The 15887-nt window shown below is 70.9% G+C and carries 14 protein-coding genes; 8 read left to right on the top strand and 6 right to left on the bottom strand.

From position 1 onward, the window contains the following. Positions 1-41: 41 nt before the first annotated feature. The 4 genes from MMA15_RS26280 to MMA15_RS26265 all read right to left on the bottom strand — a co-directional run bounded on the left by MMA15_RS26280 (position 42) and on the right by MMA15_RS26265 (position 3611). A complete protein-coding gene (locus tag MMA15_RS26280; protein WP_241062646.1) occupies positions 42-1091 on the bottom strand; it encodes an ABC transporter ATP-binding protein in 1050 nt (349 codons plus the stop codon). Beyond that, complete coding sequence (locus tag MMA15_RS26275; protein ID WP_241062645.1) at positions 1088-1519, bottom strand: lasso peptide biosynthesis B2 protein; 432 nt, start codon at positions 1517-1519, stop codon at positions 1088-1090. Before MMA15_RS26275 ends, MMA15_RS26280 begins: the two co-directional genes overlap by 4 nt. Continuing rightward, a complete protein-coding gene (locus MMA15_RS26270; RefSeq protein WP_241062644.1) occupies positions 1516-3375 on the bottom strand; it encodes an asparagine synthase-related protein in 1860 nt (619 codons plus the stop codon). Before MMA15_RS26270 ends, MMA15_RS26275 begins: the two co-directional genes overlap by 4 nt. Before the next feature lie 89 nt (positions 3376-3464). Then, on the bottom strand, positions 3465-3611 hold the full coding sequence (locus tag MMA15_RS26265) for a keywimysin-related RiPP (protein WP_241062643.1): 147 nt from the start codon (positions 3609-3611) through the stop codon (positions 3465-3467). Positions 3612-4271: 660 nt separating this feature from the next. Here MMA15_RS26265 and MMA15_RS26260 point away from each other — a divergent pair. Then, positions 4272-4523: a hypothetical protein gene (locus MMA15_RS26260; protein WP_308290594.1), complete on the top strand. Its 252-nt coding sequence runs from the start codon at positions 4272-4274 to the stop codon at positions 4521-4523. Between the two features lie 115 nt (positions 4524-4638). On the opposite strand, the gene MMA15_RS26255 is transcribed toward MMA15_RS26260, so the two are convergent. After that, positions 4639-5619 (bottom strand): hypothetical protein, encoded by a 981-nt coding sequence (locus MMA15_RS26255; protein WP_241062641.1) that lies wholly within the window; start codon positions 5617-5619, stop codon positions 4639-4641. A 316-nt stretch (positions 5620-5935) separates the two neighbouring features. Between MMA15_RS26255 and MMA15_RS26250 the strand changes: the two genes are divergently transcribed. Continuing rightward, positions 5936-8065 carry a beta-glucosidase family protein gene (locus tag MMA15_RS26250; RefSeq protein WP_241062640.1) on the top strand — a complete coding sequence of 710 codons (2130 nt, stop codon included), beginning with the start codon at positions 5936-5938 and terminating at the stop codon, positions 8063-8065. A gap of 57 nt (positions 8066-8122) precedes the next feature. Here MMA15_RS26250 and MMA15_RS26245 read toward each other — a convergent pair whose 3' ends face one another. After that, positions 8123-8806: a helix-turn-helix domain-containing protein gene (locus MMA15_RS26245; RefSeq protein WP_241062639.1), complete on the bottom strand. Its 684-nt coding sequence runs from the start codon at positions 8804-8806 to the stop codon at positions 8123-8125. A 276-nt stretch (positions 8807-9082) separates the two neighbouring features. On the opposite strand from MMA15_RS26245, the gene MMA15_RS26240 reads away from it, so the two are divergent. The 6 genes from MMA15_RS26240 (at position 9083) to MMA15_RS26215 (ending at position 15862) form a co-directional block, all read left to right on the top strand. Then, positions 9083-10528 carry an NCS2 family permease gene (locus tag MMA15_RS26240; RefSeq protein WP_241062638.1) on the top strand — a complete coding sequence of 482 codons (1446 nt, stop codon included), beginning with the start codon at positions 9083-9085 and terminating at the stop codon, positions 10526-10528. 159 nt (positions 10529-10687) lie between these two features. After that, positions 10688-10984, top strand: coding sequence for a hypothetical protein (locus tag MMA15_RS26235; RefSeq protein ID WP_241062637.1), 297 nt, complete (start codon positions 10688-10690; stop codon positions 10982-10984). Between the two features lie 631 nt (positions 10985-11615). Continuing rightward, the gene (locus tag MMA15_RS26230) at positions 11616-11936 is read left to right on the top strand and encodes a hypothetical protein (protein WP_241062636.1); all 321 of its coding nucleotides are present in this window, start codon (positions 11616-11618) and stop codon (positions 11934-11936) included. Between the two features lie 48 nt (positions 11937-11984). Further along, positions 11985-13499, top strand: coding sequence for an ABC1 kinase family protein (locus MMA15_RS26225; protein ID WP_241062635.1), 1515 nt, complete (start codon positions 11985-11987; stop codon positions 13497-13499). Positions 13500-13537: 38 nt separating this feature from the next. Continuing rightward, positions 13538-14617, top strand: a complete 1080-nt coding sequence (locus MMA15_RS26220; RefSeq protein ID WP_241062634.1) for a polyprenyl synthetase family protein — start codon at positions 13538-13540, stop codon at positions 14615-14617. Between the two features lie 171 nt (positions 14618-14788). Next, entirely contained in the window at positions 14789-15862 is a 1074-nt protein-coding gene (locus tag MMA15_RS26215; protein WP_241062633.1) for a terpene synthase family protein, read from the top strand. Positions 15863-15887: the final 25 nt, after the last annotated feature.

Raw genomic sequence — 15887 nt, 5'->3', positions numbered from 1 at the left:
GCCCCGGCGGCCCTTCCCCCGTACCGGCGCGGACATTTCACTCAGTCGAAGCGGCGGCCGGTGTGGTGCATGAAGACGTCGTCCAGCGTGGGGGTCGCGCTCGTGGCCTCGTGGACCCGTACGCCTCGTGCGGACAGCAGGGAGCACAGCCGGGGCAGCGAGGCTCCCGCGTCGGTGACGGGGACGGTCAGCAGGCCGTCCGGGCCGTGTCCGGCGGCCAGTTGAAGCTCTTCGCGCAGCACGTCCGACGTGCGGGAGTCGTCGTCGGTGCGCAACCGTACGCTCTCGCGGCCGAGCCGCGACTTGAGCCGCTCCGGGGAGTCCTCGGCGACGATGCGTCCGTGGTCGATGATGGCCAGCCGGTCGCAGTGCTCGGCCTCGTCGAGGTAGTGCGTGGTGACGAAGACGGCCATGCCCTCCCGGGCGCGCAGCGAGCGCAGGTGCTGCCACAACTGCGCACGCGCGGGCGGGTCGAGGCCCACGGTGGGCTCGTCCAGGAAGAGCAGACGGGGTGCGTGCAGCAGTACGTGCGCGATGTCGAGGCGGCGCCGCAGTCCGCCGGAGAGGGTGCGTACGCGCTCGTCGGCCCGGTCGGCGAGCCCCGCCGTCTCCAGTGCCCGCGCGGTGCGCACGCGTGCCGTACGACGCGGCAGTCCATGCAGCCGTGCACGCAGATAGAGGTTGCGGGCGGCGGACAAGTCCGGCTCCAGGGCGCTGTGCTGGAAGAGCGCGCCGACGCGGGCACGCACGAGCCGGGGCCGGGTGCGGATGTCTGCGCCGGCGACGACGGCCCGCCCGCCGGTGGGCGGCGTCAGCGTGCAGAGCATCGAGATGGTGGTGGACTTGCCGGCGCCGTTGGGGCCGAGGAAGCCGAAGATCTCGCCCGCGCGGACGGTCAGGTCCACGCCCTGTACGGCGTCGTGGCCCGGGTAGGACTTCGTCAGCCCTCGTGCGTGGACGACGGCATTCTCGACCTCCCTCTGCCCGGCGGCGGCCTGGGAATCCGTTGCCCTCGCCCCGTTCACCGTTCCTGCGCTCTCCGCGCCCGGCGCCCGAGCCGTACCGGAGCGGGGGCGGGCCGTCCACGTCATGAACTCCTCCCACGTGGCGGCACGGTGAGGATCGGCGCGTAGTCGCTCTCGTGCGCGGGCTCGCCCACCGGTTCGCCCGCCACGGCCACCCAGGCGTGGGCGCCGAACGGCTGCGTCCGTACGCCGGTGCACCAGGTGGGCCACACGCCTCGGGCCCGGCACAGCACGGTCGTCGCCAGCGAACGGTGCAGACAGCCGTGCGGCGCCGCACACCGTCGGCTGACGGAGACGATCAACTCACGGGCCGCTGCGGCCTGCCGGGCGCTCGCGGGTGCGGCGCCGGTGCGCAGCAGGCACAGCACGCCGCGCACCCGGTGCGGCCGTGCCCGGGCCAGCGGCAGGGTGACCGCGACGCACAGCCGTGCCAGCAGGCGCTGGTGCGGGCCGGTGCGGGAGGGCGCCGCCGGTGGCGCGGGGGCGCCGGTCATGGGGCTCCTCGCAGGGAATCGGGAAGCTCAGTGGCCTTCGGTACGGGCGGCGATGTGGCGGCATGAGGCAGTGAGCGCAGCCAGACCTCGCAGCCGAGGGTCGGCATCAGCGGCGTCAGCGCGGCTACGGGGGCGTGCGAGTGGACGGCCCTGCCGAGGAGTTGAGGGTCGATGAGTCCGGCCGCGGCCAGCCGTGAGTCGTCCAGCAGCGCCCGGATGCCGCGGGTCTGGCGGCGCAGCGCACGGTAGAGGTCCGCGTCGTAGGCGCCCTTCGTGGTGCGCCGCAGCAGACCGGGCGGCATCAGGCCCGTCATCGCGGTCGTCAGCAGCGGCTTGTAGCGGCCCGGGGCGGCGGCCTCGCGCGGATCGACCGACAGCGCCGCGGCCACTACCGCGTCGTCCCCGTAGGGGAAGGCGCATTCCGGGCCGTCCAGCGCCGAGTTCATCTGCCGTACGGCGTCGCCGCCGTGGCGTACCTGGTGGAGCACGCCGTGCATCCAGCGCTGCGGGGCCAGGGGCTCGGGGAGTTCGTCGGCGATGTCGCACAGCACGTCGCACGCGGCGTCGACCGCCTCGGGGGTGGCCCAAACCGGCATGCGCGGCGGCGTCTGCCAGCCGAGAAGTGCCTCGGGTGGGGAGATGCCGGGAACGGTCAGCCGCCTGGCGGCAGCACGCAGCGCCTGCCGGTGGTCCCGCCGGACTCCGTGCCACAGCCCGCGGATCGTCTCGATGCGCCCGGCGCGCCAGTCCGTACGACGGCGCCTCAGGCCGCCCAGGGCGAACAGCGGATGCCTGGCGAGCAGATCGGTGAGATGGGAGGGGGCGGGTGTGAACAGCTCGTCGCCGCCGCCTCCGCACAGATGCATACGTGAACCCTGGCCGCGCGCCCGCCGCCGTACGTCGTCGAGCTTGGCCACGTCCCGCACCCAGGCGGCGGGTCCGTCCGTGGCGAGCCGCATGCCGTCGAGTCCCGCGAACCAGTCCGGGGTCTCCTCCGCTCCCGCCACCTCGTGGGTGGCGGCAGGAAGATGCTGGGCGGCACGGGCGGCCCATGCGGCGTCGTCGTTGCGCGGATCGACGCCCTCCCAGCGCACCGTCACCAACTCGGCCTCGCTGCGGGAGGCGAGGAAGCACAGGCTCGTCGAGTCGAGCCCGCCCGACAGGTCCGCGCTGACGGTGCCGCCTCCCGAAGTACAGGTGGCCACCGCCTCGTGCAGGGCGGCGCGTACGGCCACGGCGGCCCTGCGCAGCGGGAGACCCGGCCGCGGCGGATGCCACCAGCGGACGGTGCGGCCCGCACGCCCCTCGTCCCGGTGCCACAGCAGCGCCTCGTCGGGGCGCACCGCGCGCACGCCTCGCCACACCGTCCGCTCCGAGAGGGCGGCCGACGACACCGGGGGGTCGAGCAAGTGGGCCGCCAGTACGGGCAGTTCGGGTTCGGCGCCGGTCAGCACCGCCAGGGTGGCGGCGTCTCCCGCGGCGATCTGGACACCGTCGACGACGGCGGTGAAGACCCTGCGTACCGCGGACGCCGAACCACGCGCCCACACCGAGCCGTCCACGGACGCCAGCAGGTGGTAGCTGCCGGGCCCGGCGACGGCCGCCTCGACGTCCCGTACGTGCCGCACCCCGCGGGCCTTGTGCCGCAACGTACGCGCGGTGAGCGCGGAGCGTCCCAGCACGGCGGCACGCACCGGCCCGGCCTCGGCGATGGCCGCTTCGCCGCCGGACCAGCGGCCCAGCAGCCAGGGACGCCCGGAGGCGTGCGTGAGACGGTCCGGCGCGGCATCGGCAATCCGCCGCGCCACACCGGCGGCCGCCGCCGTGTCCGGCAGGGCCACCCACCAACGCTCCACCAACGCCTCCTCCACACAAGCGTGTCGATCGACTGACCGGCACGGCGGGGACGGTCGGCAACCGTCCCCGCCGGCGACTCACGGCGCGCTCAGGTGTGCGGGGGCCCGCCGAAGTACACGTGGTAGGGGTACTGACCGCCGTCGAGCGTGAAGCCGACGGCGCTTCCCAGCGTGTCCTCGCTGAAGTCGCCTGCCGGCGTCAGCGCCGGCGGCTCGTAGACCGTCTCTTCCGTCATCGCGTTCTCCTCTTCCGGTCCTCTTTCCGGCCTGGTCGGACATCGGACGGACCCGCACGGCCGGGTCGCGGACCGCCCGGTCCTGTGCCTCCCCCGAGAACCGGAACACAATCGACAGAAGGTGTTAAACCGCACTTTGGTGCGCACGTGATGCACACAGGACGGAACGGCCGCTTCCCGCGCAACGGCGCGGACTCCCCGCCCTCAAGCCATCGGCGCACGCCCAACACGCCTGAACCAGCGGCGATTCACGCCCGCGCATCGCGAACTCCGGGAGGGGCGGGGTGCCCGTCCGCGCACCGGGCGAACATGAGGGCAGGTGCGGCGCCGCTCACCGGGACTCCCGGGTGCGAAGCTCACGTGTACGCCTTGCGACGCCTCCGTGAAGGTGTTCGCCCCACGGCCGGGTAACACCCCCGGCACAGCTCCCGCAGAGAGACGCGGAAAGGGCACGGGCCCCCGGCGGCCGGCAACCGGCCGACGCGGAGCGCCCGTTCACGGGAACGGGGAGGACCGCCTCCGCACCCGCGCCCGGCCCGCCCTCGGCAACTCCCCCGCACCGCAGATCGGACCGCCATGAGCTACCCGCATGAACCAGCCCCCGCCGGCCCCCGCCACGGCGACTCCCGGGACGACTCGCCGTCGAGGCGGACGGCCCTGGTGATCCATACGATCGCCGATGTCGCCGCCGGGCTGCTGGTTCTGTGGATCCTGCTGCACCTGCTGGAGGCCAACCAGGGCAACGTCTTCGTCCAGTTCGTACGCGACCTCGCGGGCTGGCTCTCCGCCTGGTCGCACGACATCTTCACCATGGAGAACGAGCAGGTGCGCTTCGTCCTCAACTACGGCCTTCCCGCGGTCGTCTACCTCTTCATAGGGCACGGGGTCGCCGCGAAGATCCGTCACCGCTGACGCGCGCACCCCGGCTTCCCATAATGTGCAGAACCGGAAAAGATGCCGAGCCCGGCCTCCACCGCATGTTCACCGCATCCGACGGGCGGGGCAGCGCGGCGGCCACGGCCCGTCGTCACTTGCCGCACACACCGCCGGCCGTCGTCAGCGAGCCGCCCTCGTTCTCGTCGTCGGTGCCGAGGATCGCCTTGTCCTTACCGGGAAGGCAGGCAAGAGCCTCGATCTTGTGCTTCTCGAACTTCCTCAGCACCTCGGGGTCCTTCGCCACGGTGAGTACGAGCGCGCCCGAGTCGTCGAGCGAGACACGTCCCGCGACGTACACCGCGGAGTCGAAGGGCCCGTCGTCACCCGGGTCGGAGGCCGAACTCACCAGCAGATCACCGGAGTCGGCGGCTGCCGTGTCCGAGGCGTGGCGGACGTTCTCGGCCGGGTACGGGGCGCGCACCTCCGCCGACTGCACCTTGCCGAAGTCGGCCCTGCCCTCGGAGTCGAAGGAGAGGAGGGCGGCGTGCAGGGTGCCGGGGCGGTCGTCCTCGCCGCGGCCTCCCCAGACCGCGGTCAACTTGCCCTCTGCCGCCGGGGCCCGGGCGCCCCGTGCGGCGGACGGTGAAGCGGTGCCGAGCGTGAGGCTCTCCACCTCGTCGCCCGACTGGACGGCGGGCAGCTCGAAGGTGTCGACGACCTTCGCCTCGCCGCCCGCCACGCGGAGGTGGTAGACCGTGCCCGAGCTCGTGGCCGCGAGGTGGCCGCCCTTCTCGCCGGGTATGCCGGTGAGTGCCTCCAGGTCGGCGGGCAGTTCGCCGCCCTTCCAGTCGAGCGGCTCGACGTCGGGCTTGTCCCCGTCGTGATAGCCGACGGCGGCGACGCGGTTCTCGTCGGGCTTCTTGTTGTCGCGTACGACGACCGCCTTGACGTCGCCGTCCGCGACTGCGGCTTCGGATACGGCGATTCCGCTGATTCCTGCCGTCTTGCCCTTGCCTGCGGACTGCCAGCCGTCGTCGTCGCCCGCGTATGCGGCGGGCAGGGCGACGACGGCGAGCACGGTGCCCGCGCCGACGGCGGCGAGGGCGGTTCTGACGAGCTTCGTGGGGGGCATGAGTCCTTTTCGGCTTCCGTCGGTGACACGCGTAGAAGTGAGCCGCCGGGACCTAACCACGGCGAAAGGACCGGCGCAAGATGCCGAAACCGGCCCCGACTCGCCCCTGTGGCGCGGGAGTCGGCGACCGCTCGGCCCCGGCCGGACGGCGGCGCTCCCAACTCTCCGCCGCAGCCCCGTAGTTCAGAGCATTTGACTCACCTTTCGCACAAGTGCCGCATTCTTCGGCGGCACTTGGGGATACCACAACAAGCGAACAAGTGAACATCAGTCGTCTGTCGGGCCGCTGCCGCGGCGGAAAGGACGTGCTGAGGTGATGGGACCTCCTCGGCCCCTCGTCAGGGTCGCGACGACCCTGGCCTTCTGTGCCGCGCTGACCGTTCCGGGCCCCGGCCCGCTCTCCCACGCCCAGTCCACTGCCTCCGCCGCCTCGGCGGGCGCCGAAGGCGACCGCCCCTGGACGGACAGATCGCTCAGCCCGTCCGACCGCGCCGATCTGCTGCTGAATGCGATGACCCTCGACGAGAAGGTCCGCATGCTGCACGGCACCATCGGCTCCCCCGTGCCGACCACCGGCTACATCGCTCCGATACGGCGCCTCGGCGTGCCCGGCGTGACGATGACGGACGGCCCCGCCGGCGTACGCAACGGACAGAAGGCCACCGAACTGCCCGCCCCCGTCGCACAGGCCGCCAGCTTCGACACCGAGGTGGCACGGGAGTACGGGCGGACGGTCGGAAGCGAGGCACGAGCACGGGGTCAGTCGCAGGTCTTCGGACCCGGCACCAACATCCAGCGGGTCCCCGTCAACGGCCGCAACTTCGAGTACTTCAGCGAGGACCCGTATCTCTCCGGCAGCATGGCGGGCGCCGACACCGTCGGCATCCAGTCGCAGGGCGTCATCGCCACCGTCAAGCACTTCGCGGCCAACAACCAGGAGACGGACCGCATGACCGTCTCCGCCGAGATCGGCGAACGCGCCCTGCACGAGATCTACGGAACGCCCTTCGACCTCGCGGTGCGGCAGGGCGAGCCGGGCTCGGTGATGTGCTCCTACAACCGCGTCAACACCGTCTACGCCTGCTCCAACGCGCACACCCTGCGCACGATGCTCCGCTCCCGCTTCGGCTTCGAGGGGTACGTGGTCTCCGACTACCCCTCCACGCACGCCACTTCGGACCTCGCCGCGGGCCTGAACGTCGAACTGCCCCTGTCCTTCCACGTCAATCCGCTCAGCGTCCGTGCCGCGCTGCACCGCGGCGACATCACCAAGGAGGACGTCGACCGGCGCGTACGCGAAGTGCTCACCGTCCTCTTCCGGTTCGGGCTCTTCGAGCGTGACGGCACCGCCACCTCCCCGATCGACGAGGCGGCGGGCAACGACGCGGCGCAGCGGGTCGCCGAACAGAGCGCCGTACTGCTGAAGAACGACGACGACGCCCTCCCCCTGGGCGATGCCACGTCCCGGATCGCCGTGATCGGAGCCGCCGCCGCCGACTCCGCGCAGGGCGGCGGCAGCAGCAAGGTCGACCCGCTCTCCGAGGACAGGGCGCTCGACGCGATCAAAGAGCGTGCGGGCGGCTCGGCACACGTCACCTACCACGACGGGTGCGATACGAAGGCCGCGGCCGAGGCGGCGAGGTCCGCCGACGTCGCCCTGGTCTTCGCGCACGACAAGGAGGAGGAGGGCAGCGACCGCTCCGGCCTTTCGCTGCCCGGCAACCAGGACGAGCTGATCTCGAAGGTCGCCGCCGCCAACTCCCGTACGGCCGTGGTGCTCCAGACCGGCGGCCCCGTGCTGATGCCGTGGCTGCCGCAGGTCGCGAGCGTTCTGGAGACCTGGTATCCGGGCGCACGCGGGGGCGCCGCCACCGCACGCCTGCTGTGGGGCGATGTGAACCCCTCCGGCAAGCTTCCCCAGACCTTCCCCGCCGCCGAGGACGAGGTGCCGGCGCGCACCAGGGCGCAGTACCCGGGAGTCGACGGCACGGCGCACTACTCGGAAGGCATCGACGTCGGCTACCGCTGGTACGACAAGACGGACACCAAGCCGCTCTTCCCCTTCGGACACGGCCTGTCCTACAGCGACTTCACCTACTCCGGCCTGCGTCTGGAGAAGAACTCCGGCGGCCCGGACGACCCGGTGAAGCTGTCGTTCACCGTCACCAACAACGGGAAGCGGGCGGGCTCCGAGGCCGCGCAGGTGTACGTGAGCAAACCCGATACGGAGGCGGACAGCCCGCCCAGGGAACTGGGCGGCTTCCGGAAGGTGAGCCTGGGGAGCGGCGAGACCGAGCGAGTCCAAGTCTCCGTCGCCCCGCGGCAGTTGTCGTTCTGGGACACGGAGACCGACGGGTTCCGCGTGCGCAAGGGCGAGTACGGCGTCGCCGTCGGCCCCTCCTCACGCTCGCTGCCGCTCGGCGCCTCCTACCAGGTCAGGGAGTGAGGACCACCGCAGGGGACGCGGCGACGGCGGCGTGCCCGGAGGCCGTCGACTCGGCCGCTAGCGCCCCTCGTTCTCCTCCACCCGTGCCCAGAAGTGGTCGACGATGTTCTCCATGAAGCGACGCCCTTCCTCGGCGGTCGCGTTGCTGCTGGCCCGCCCGAGGGTGGCCGCCAGCAGGGCCTGGTACTCGTCCTGCATGGAGCGCAGTGGTTCCTGTAGTTCCCGCTTCTCCAGGGCGACCAGCTTGGCGATGGCGCGGACATGGGCCTGCCAGCGGGTGGTGACGGCTTCGGTGAGGAGACGTTCGAGTTCGCCCTCCAGGCCCGTGATGGCGACGAAGTCGCGAGGGGGCAGTTTGAGGAGACTGCCGAGGTTGGCGGACTGACGTTTGTCACCAGTCCAGCGACCGGTTTCCTCCATGTATTGGTAGGCGGCGAGGTCCATGCCGATGAGGCGGGCGACGTCCTCGGCGGAGATCCCGCGGGCCAGGCGGTGTTCCAGCAGGGTGCGCGGCCGGCCCATCAACTCGCCGGGAGAGCACCACAGCGCGCCCGCCAGAGCGGTCACCTCGTTGGCGTCGGGCAGGGCGTCGCCGCGTTCCCATGCGGTGATGTGATCGGGGCTGACGTGACTCATGCCGTAGGAGGCGCGCATGCCGTATGCGACGTGGCCAGGAGCCATCCCCAGTCTCTCGCGCAGGATACGGGCGGCGCGCGCGTTGAAGGAGATCCGTGGATGCACGCGCAGAGAGTAAGCAGTTACCGACGGCAACTCCACGACCCTCTGTCGCCTGCATCCCGTTTTGAGGGATAGGTCGTGGCTGATTTCGTAGGAACCGACAGGGACAAGCCGCATGCGTCTCCCGCCGGACGTCGCAACACGTTGTGGAACCGGCGCTGCCGCGTATGATCCGCTGCGCAAGGCGCCGCATGAGTGTTTGCACGATCGCCTGCCAATACGCCCCCTGCTGCGGTGCTCTGCCTTCCTTCTCGACGTTGGTATCCAGGAGACGCAGTCATGCAGACCAGCACGACAAGCCCCGCCGCCCCCCCGCCCCCCAGAACGGGCGGCCCGGTCGACAGGTTCTTCCGCATAAGCGAACGCGGTTCGACCTTCAACCGGGAGATACGCGGCGGTTTCGCCACCTTCTTCACGATGGCGTACATCCTCGTGCTCAACCCGATCATCCTCGGCAGCGCCGAGGACAAGTTCGGCAACCACCTCGACGGTGCCCAACTGGCCACCGCCACCGCCCTCGTGGCCGCGGTGATGACCGTGATCATGGGCGTGGGCGGCAATCTGCCGCTGGCGCTGGCCACGGGCCTGGGTATCAACGTCATCGTCGCCTTCCAGGTCGCGCCCCTGATGCACTGGGAAGACGCGATGGGCCTCATCGTCGTCGAGGGCCTGCTGATCAGCGTTCTGGTGCTGACCGGTCTGCGTGAGGCCGTGATGTACGCGATCCCGCAGCCGCTGAAGCAGGCGATCAGCGTCGGCATCGGCCTGTTCATCGCGTTCATCGGCTTCGTGGACGCCGGGTTCGTCACCCGCATCCCGGACGCGGCGAAGACCACCGTGCCCGTTCAGCTCGGCACCGGCACCCTCAACGGCTGGCCCATGCTGGTCTTCTGCCTCGGCGTGCTCGTGACGATCGTGCTCGTCGCCCGCAAGGTGAAGGGCGCCATTCTCATCAGCATCATCCTGATGACGGTCGTCGCCATCGTCGTCAACGAGTTCGCGAAGGTGAAGAACTGGGGCGTCACCTCGCCCAAGCTGCCGGCCAACCCCGTCGCCGCCCCCGACTTCGGGCTCATCGGCAAGTTCGATCTACTCGGCTCGGTGGGACAGGTCGGCGTTCTGACCGTCGTCCTGCTCATCTTCGCGCTGATCCTGTCCGACTTCTTCGACACCATGGGCACCATCGTCGGTGTCACCGCCGAGGCCGGACTCCTCGACAACCGCGGCCAGGTGCCCGGTATCGGCCGCGTACTGCTGATCGACGGCGCGGCGGCCGTCGCCGGCGGCGCCTCCTCCGCATCGTCGGCCACCACCTACATCGAATCCGCGGCGGGCGTCGGCGAAGGCGCGCGCACCGGACTGTCGAGCATCGTCACCGGCGGCCTGTTCGGCCTGGCGCTCTTCCTCACGCCTGTGCTGACGATCGTTCCGCTCCAGGCCGCGTCCCCCGCGCTCGTCGTCGTCGGGTTCCTGATGATGACGCAGGTCAAGCACATCGACTGGGACCGCTACGAACTGGCCATCCCCGCGTTCCTGACCATCGCCGTCATGCCGTTCACGTACTCCATCACCAACGGCATCGGCGCCGGCTTCATCGCCTACGTCGTCATCAAGGCGTGCATGGGCAAGGCCCGCGAGGTCCACTGGCTGCTGTGGGGCTCGGCGCTGCTCTTCCTCGTCTACTTCGCCATCGAGCCGCTCAAGATGCTCCTCGGCGTCAAGTGATCACACATACGGACGCAGCGGGGCGGGCCCCGGCACACACTGCCGGGGCCCGCCCCGTCCGCTGCGTGGCATAACCGGGCCGAGGCGGAGGTATGGATCGCGCCGCCACCGGCCGACCCGGCAGCCCGTGCGGGGCCCCGGGAGCCGTAGGCTCGGCACATGGTTGATCCGAAGGAGCCCGAGGCCGACGCCCTGTACGAGGACGCGAACCAGGGCGTGGAGGAAGCACGCCGCCATGTTCGCGAAGCCGCGGCCGGAACAGACAGCGCCCAGCTCGAGACCGCACTCGACGAACTGGAAGCCGCGCTCGCCCACCGGGAGGCCGCGCGGCTCCGGCTCCGCGACGACGCCTGGGTGCTTACGGCACTCGGCGCCGCCAACGCGATCGACCCGCAGTACCACGGGGACGCCGAAGACGGGCCCGACGAGAACGACACCGGCACGACGGTCCCCTGACGGGCGCCCGGCGCTCTCGTCATCCGCGCTCCCGCGTCCGCGTGCCCGTGTGAGCGCGCGCCGGTGCGCCAGGCTTCACGAGTCCGGTGCTCGACCTCCCCGTGCGCATGCGCGGGCGCCGGCTTTCCCCTGAGCATGCGCACTTGCGCCGTACGTTCCGTTCCCACCCCGTAAGTGACCTCGCCTGACCGCGACTTGGCCTTGGCTCTCAGGTCCAGGACCGCCACGGCAGTTCGGCTGCCCGCGCCACGCCCGGTGACCCCTTCGAGTCACCGGGCGCTTCGTGTGCCGCGACCGCCGGAGGCCGCTGCCGTACGACCCCGCCTGAAGTAGCAGAAGGCGGCCCGCAGTTGGCAGATCCCGCTCCCGTGCACGACGCCCGCGGCAGGACTCGCGGTCTCCCGATGGGAGGACTAGTCACTTTAAGTAACCCACACGAAGTGGAAGGGGAGTCGGTTCCCAGGCACGGGGGAGACACTCCATGTCGTCGGAAAACTCCTGCCGAGTGCATAAACGCGCTCCGCCGGATGCCCGGCGGCACCGAGCGGCCGTCCGCGCCGGATCACGGTCGCTGTCGCGCTCGGTAGTCACAGCGCAGAGCAGAGCCGTCTTCCCTTCCTGGAGGTCACCGATGTCCCGCCACTCCCGCTCCTCGGTCAGCCGCGCGTTGCGGCGCATCGTCGACGCCACGGAGGACCTCGTGGACGACGTACTCGACCGGGCCGAGGACTTCGAACACGACGTACGCCATTCACTCAGCAGGGCAGTCGACGACGAGGACCGCTCGCACCGGCGGCAGCGGCGTGAGCAGCACGCCGGGGAGCAGAAGGCCGGGGAGGAGCCGGAGGTCAAGGTTCCGCGGATGCGCACACCCGACGAACTCGACGGCCTGCGCGAGCAGATCGAGGCGCTGACGCACCGGATCGAGCAGCTTTCCGACGCGCAGCGCTAGCAGCCATGAGACGAGCCGCCCGACGGGCCGTCCCGACGGAGGGGGATCATGCGCGGTAGCCGCGCGGGTCTGGTCGCCCGCGCACTCGGCCAGTTCGCCGGGCGCACGGCGACGGACCTGTTCCGCAACGCCGGGCCGTCACCGGGGCAGGAGGACCTCGGCGAGCGCAGGGCACGTCACGCCCGGCAGACCCTGGAGTCCCTCGGCCCCTTCTACGTGAAGATGGGTCAGATCCTCGCGACCCGCCCCGACTTCGTACCGCCCGAGATGGTCAGCGAGTTCGAGAAGCTCCACGACCAGGTCTCTCCCGCCGCGTTCGCCGAGTTCGAACCGGCGCTGACGCAGGAGCTGGGCGCCGGCTGGCGCCGGCGGTTCCGCCATATCGACACCGACTCCCCTCTGGGCACCGCCTCGCTGGCGCAGGTCTACCGTGCGGTCCTCTCCGACGGCAGACCCGCGGCGGTGAAGATCCAGCGGCCGGGCGTGCGGGAGACCGTGACCGCGGACATGAAGCTGATGCGCACGCTCTCGCGGTTCGCGGCACGGCGGGCGCCCCGGTTCAACGAGGTCATCGACGTGGAGGCCATGCTCGGGGTGGTCTTCGACGCGATGCGCCCGGAGCTCGACTACGTCGTCGAGGCGCGGAACATGACGGAGGCCGCCGAGGCGGTGGCGAGGTTCGAGCACATCGCCGTCCCGGAGGTGATCTCCGCGACCCCGAGGGTCCTGGTCCAGAGCCTGGCGCCGGGGACGTCGATCAGGGAGGCCGACCGCGACGCCTTCTCGCTGGAGGAGCGTGCGGGGATCGGCCGTGACCTGCTGGGCTTCATGTACCGCGGCTACTTCGTGGACCGCGTCTTCCACGCCGACCCCCACCCGGGCAACGTCTTCGTACACCCGGGCGAGAAGGCCACGATCATCGACTGGGGAATGGTCGGCCGCATCGACCGGCCGATGAGCACGAGCATCCTGCTTCTGCTGCTGAACCTCGCCATGAACGACGGAGCGGGCACGGCGAGGGCGTGGATCGACATGGGCAGCACCACGGCGTGGGCCAAGTCCTCGGCGTTCGCCGGTGACTTGGCGGCCCTGGTGCCGCAGATCGCCACGGCCTCACTGGAGGAGCTGAACTTCGGCGTCACCCTCACCGCGCTGCTTCAGCACTCGACTCGGCGCGGCATCCGCACCAGTCCGATGGTCTCCATCCTGGGCAAGTCCTTCGCCAACATCGAAGGCTCGATCCGACATCTGTGCCCCGAGCTGTCGCTCATCGACGTCTTCTCCGACGAACTCCTCGGCATCGTCACGGACTTGGTCAAGGAGGCCTTCTCGCCGGAGCAGGCCGTGCGTACCGCCCTGGAGGTGATCTCCGCGGGCGCGGTCGCCCCACAGCAGCTACGCGGCGTCACCCGCGATCTGTCCAACCGCGACCTGAGTCTGAGCATGACCGTCAACGGCACACAGTCCACGCGGCGTTGCTCAGGCATGCGCCTGGGCGCCAAGGAAGTGCTGCTCGGCCTCACCGCCGCCATGCTCTGGCGGCACAGCTCCAGAAACCACTGAAAGCGAGCCTCCGCGCGCCCTCAACGTCCCAAGGAACCATGAGCACGCAGACATTCACACCCGAACGACTCGACTTCACCAGCATCCGCCGGAGGATCGACACCGTCCTCGCCGACTGCCTCCGCCCTCTCCCTCTGGAGGAGGCCCGCTGCCTCGGCGGCAGGGACGACCTCACGGAGGTGCTGACCCGCTACGTCACCGCTCCCGGCAAACGAATCCGCCCGCTGCTGTGCGTACTGGGATGGCATGCGGCGGGAGGCGGCAGCGTGACACAGCCCGTGCTGCGTACCGCCGCGAGCCTGGAGCTGTTCCACGTCTTCACGCTCATCCACGACGACTTCATGGACGGCAGCGACACCCGGCGCGGGCTGCCGAGCGCACACCGCGCCCTTACGTCGCTGCACGCCGGACGCCCCGACGCCGAGGTCCTGGGCGCCAGTTCGGCGATCCTCCTCGGCGATCTCGCGCTCATCCGGTCCGATCAGCTCCTGCACCGCGCGGGGCTGACGTGGGAGCAGCTCCGTGCCGTACTGCCCCTGCTCGACTCGATGCGCGACGAGGTGCTGCTCGGCCAGTACATCGACCTGCTGGGCGCCGGTCCCCCGGCCGACGACCTGGACCGTGCGCTGACCGTGGCCCGTCTCAAGACCGCCAAGTACACCGTGGAACGGCCGCTGCAAATCGGCGCGGCGCTGGCAGGCGCGGACTCCGCGACGCTGAGAGGCTTCTCCGCCTTCGCGGTGCCGCTCGGCGAGGCCTTCCAGCTACGCGACGATCTGCTGGGCACGTTCGGGTCGCCCGGCCTCACCGGCAAGCCCGTGCTCGAAGACCTCAGATCGGGCAAGGGGACGGCCCTGATGACGATGGCCGCACGGCACGCCTCGCCCGTGCAGCGGCGGCTGCTGGAGGACCTGGTGGGCGACCCCGACCTCGACGAGACGGGAGCCGCCGCCGTGTGCGGGGTGCTGGAGACCGTCGGCGCCCGTCAGGCCGTCGAGGACATGATCGCGGAACGCCACCGCAAGGCGCTCGGCGCTCTCGACGACGCCGGGTTCCCGCCCCAAGTGACCGCGGCGCTGCGGGAGATCGCCGACGGCCTGACCATCCGCTCCACCTGACCCTCCGACGACCGCGGCTCCCGGCGGTCACCGCGACTCCCGACGAGCCAGCGGCCTCCGGATTCGACACCCCGCTCCCCCACGACCAGCACGCCCGCAGCAGACCTCCAGCGCCGACGGCCTTTCCACGATCCGGTCGACGACCGGCTCCGAGACGAGTACGAGGCACCAGTGAGCACCACCACCACCGGAACACTGCCGTTCTACTGCCCCATCGAGTCCGCCATCCATCCCGAGGTGGCCGAAGCCGAACGCCGGGCGCTGAGCTGGATCAACCGGTTCGGCGTCTGCCGTACCCCCGAGGAGGAGAGGCGGGTTGCCGGGACCCGCAGCGCCGAGTTCTACGCACGCTTCGTACCGGAGGCCGACCTGGAAGGGCTGTGGATCACGGCCGCCTGGGTCTACTGGGGCTTCGCGTTCGACGACGCGCGATGCGACGAGGGCCCTCTGGCCGCCGACCCGGCGGCGTTCGCGGCGATGGCCGCCCAGGTTCAGCAGGCTCTCGAAGTGCCCGGCCCCCTCACGATCCGGGACCCCTACGCCGCGTCGCTGCACGATCTCGGCGAACGCTTCCTCGCGTACTCGGGTCCCGTGCAGAGCCGCCGCTTCCATCATGCGCACCGGGCCTGGCTCAGCGGCGTCCAGTGGCAGATCGGCAACCGGGCACGCAAGGAGATGCCGACCCTCGACGACTATCTGGCGATGCGGCTGCATTCCGCGGGCGGGGAGCCGACGTTCGCGATGCTGGAGATCGCGTACGGCTGCGACGTGCCCGCCGCCGAGATGGACTCGCCTGCCGTCTGCGCGCTGACGCAGATGGCCATCCTCGTGGCCGCGCTTGACAACGACCGGCACTCCTTCTCGAAGGAGGCCACCCTCCGCCACACCGACCAGAACGTCCTCACCGTGCTCCAGGCGCAGCAGGCGTGCGGCCCCGAGCAGGCCCTCCATGAGGCGGTCGCCCTGCGCGACACCGTGATGTGCAGGTTCCTCGCGTTGCGCGCGAAGGTGATGGCGAACGGGAGCCGCGATCTGTACCGCTATCTCAACGGCCTGGGTCAGGGCATCCGGGGCAACATCGACTGGGGGCTGCGCACTCCGCGCTATCTCAACCCGGCAGAGCCCGAGGCCGCGCACGCGCGCACGATCGAGCGGCTCGCATGGGCGGACGAGCCGGTCACGGGCGACCTGGACCCGCGGAGCCTCCCGTCAGTCTCATGGTGGTGGCAGGACCTCTCCCTGTGAACGCCCGACCCTGACGGGACCACCG

Source organism: Streptomyces marispadix (genome assembly GCF_022524345.1).
Classification (GTDB): domain Bacteria; phylum Actinomycetota; class Actinomycetes; order Streptomycetales; family Streptomycetaceae; genus Streptomyces; species Streptomyces marispadix.
This window is presented reverse-complemented; position numbering and strand designations above follow the sequence as displayed.

Bases quoted from the DNA above. Each gene is read 5' to 3' on its own strand.
- MMA15_RS26235 (WP_241062637.1), top strand. From the start codon at position 10,688: ATGGTTGATCCGAAGGAGCCCGAGGCCGACGCCCTGTACGAGGACGCG.
- MMA15_RS26220 (WP_241062634.1), top strand. From the start codon at position 13,538: ATGAGCACGCAGACATTCACACCCGAACGACTCGACTTCACCAGCATC.
- MMA15_RS26255 (WP_241062641.1), bottom strand. From the start codon at position 5,619: ATGCCCCCCACGAAGCTCGTCAGAACCGCCCTCGCCGCCGTCGGCGCG.
- MMA15_RS26265 (WP_241062643.1), bottom strand. From the start codon at position 3,611: ATGACGGAAGAGACGGTCTACGAGCCGCCGGCGCTGACGCCGGCAGGC.
- MMA15_RS26250 (WP_241062640.1), top strand. From the start codon at position 5,936: ATGGGACCTCCTCGGCCCCTCGTCAGGGTCGCGACGACCCTGGCCTTC.
- MMA15_RS26240 (WP_241062638.1), top strand. From the start codon at position 9,083: ATGCAGACCAGCACGACAAGCCCCGCCGCCCCCCCGCCCCCCAGAACG.
- MMA15_RS26280 (WP_241062646.1), bottom strand. From the start codon at position 1,091: ATGACGTGGACGGCCCGCCCCCGCTCCGGTACGGCTCGGGCGCCGGGC.
- MMA15_RS26225 (WP_241062635.1), top strand. From the start codon at position 11,985: ATGCGCGGTAGCCGCGCGGGTCTGGTCGCCCGCGCACTCGGCCAGTTC.
- MMA15_RS26230 (WP_241062636.1), top strand. From the start codon at position 11,616: ATGTCCCGCCACTCCCGCTCCTCGGTCAGCCGCGCGTTGCGGCGCATC.
- MMA15_RS26275 (WP_241062645.1), bottom strand. From the start codon at position 1,519: ATGACCGGCGCCCCCGCGCCACCGGCGGCGCCCTCCCGCACCGGCCCG.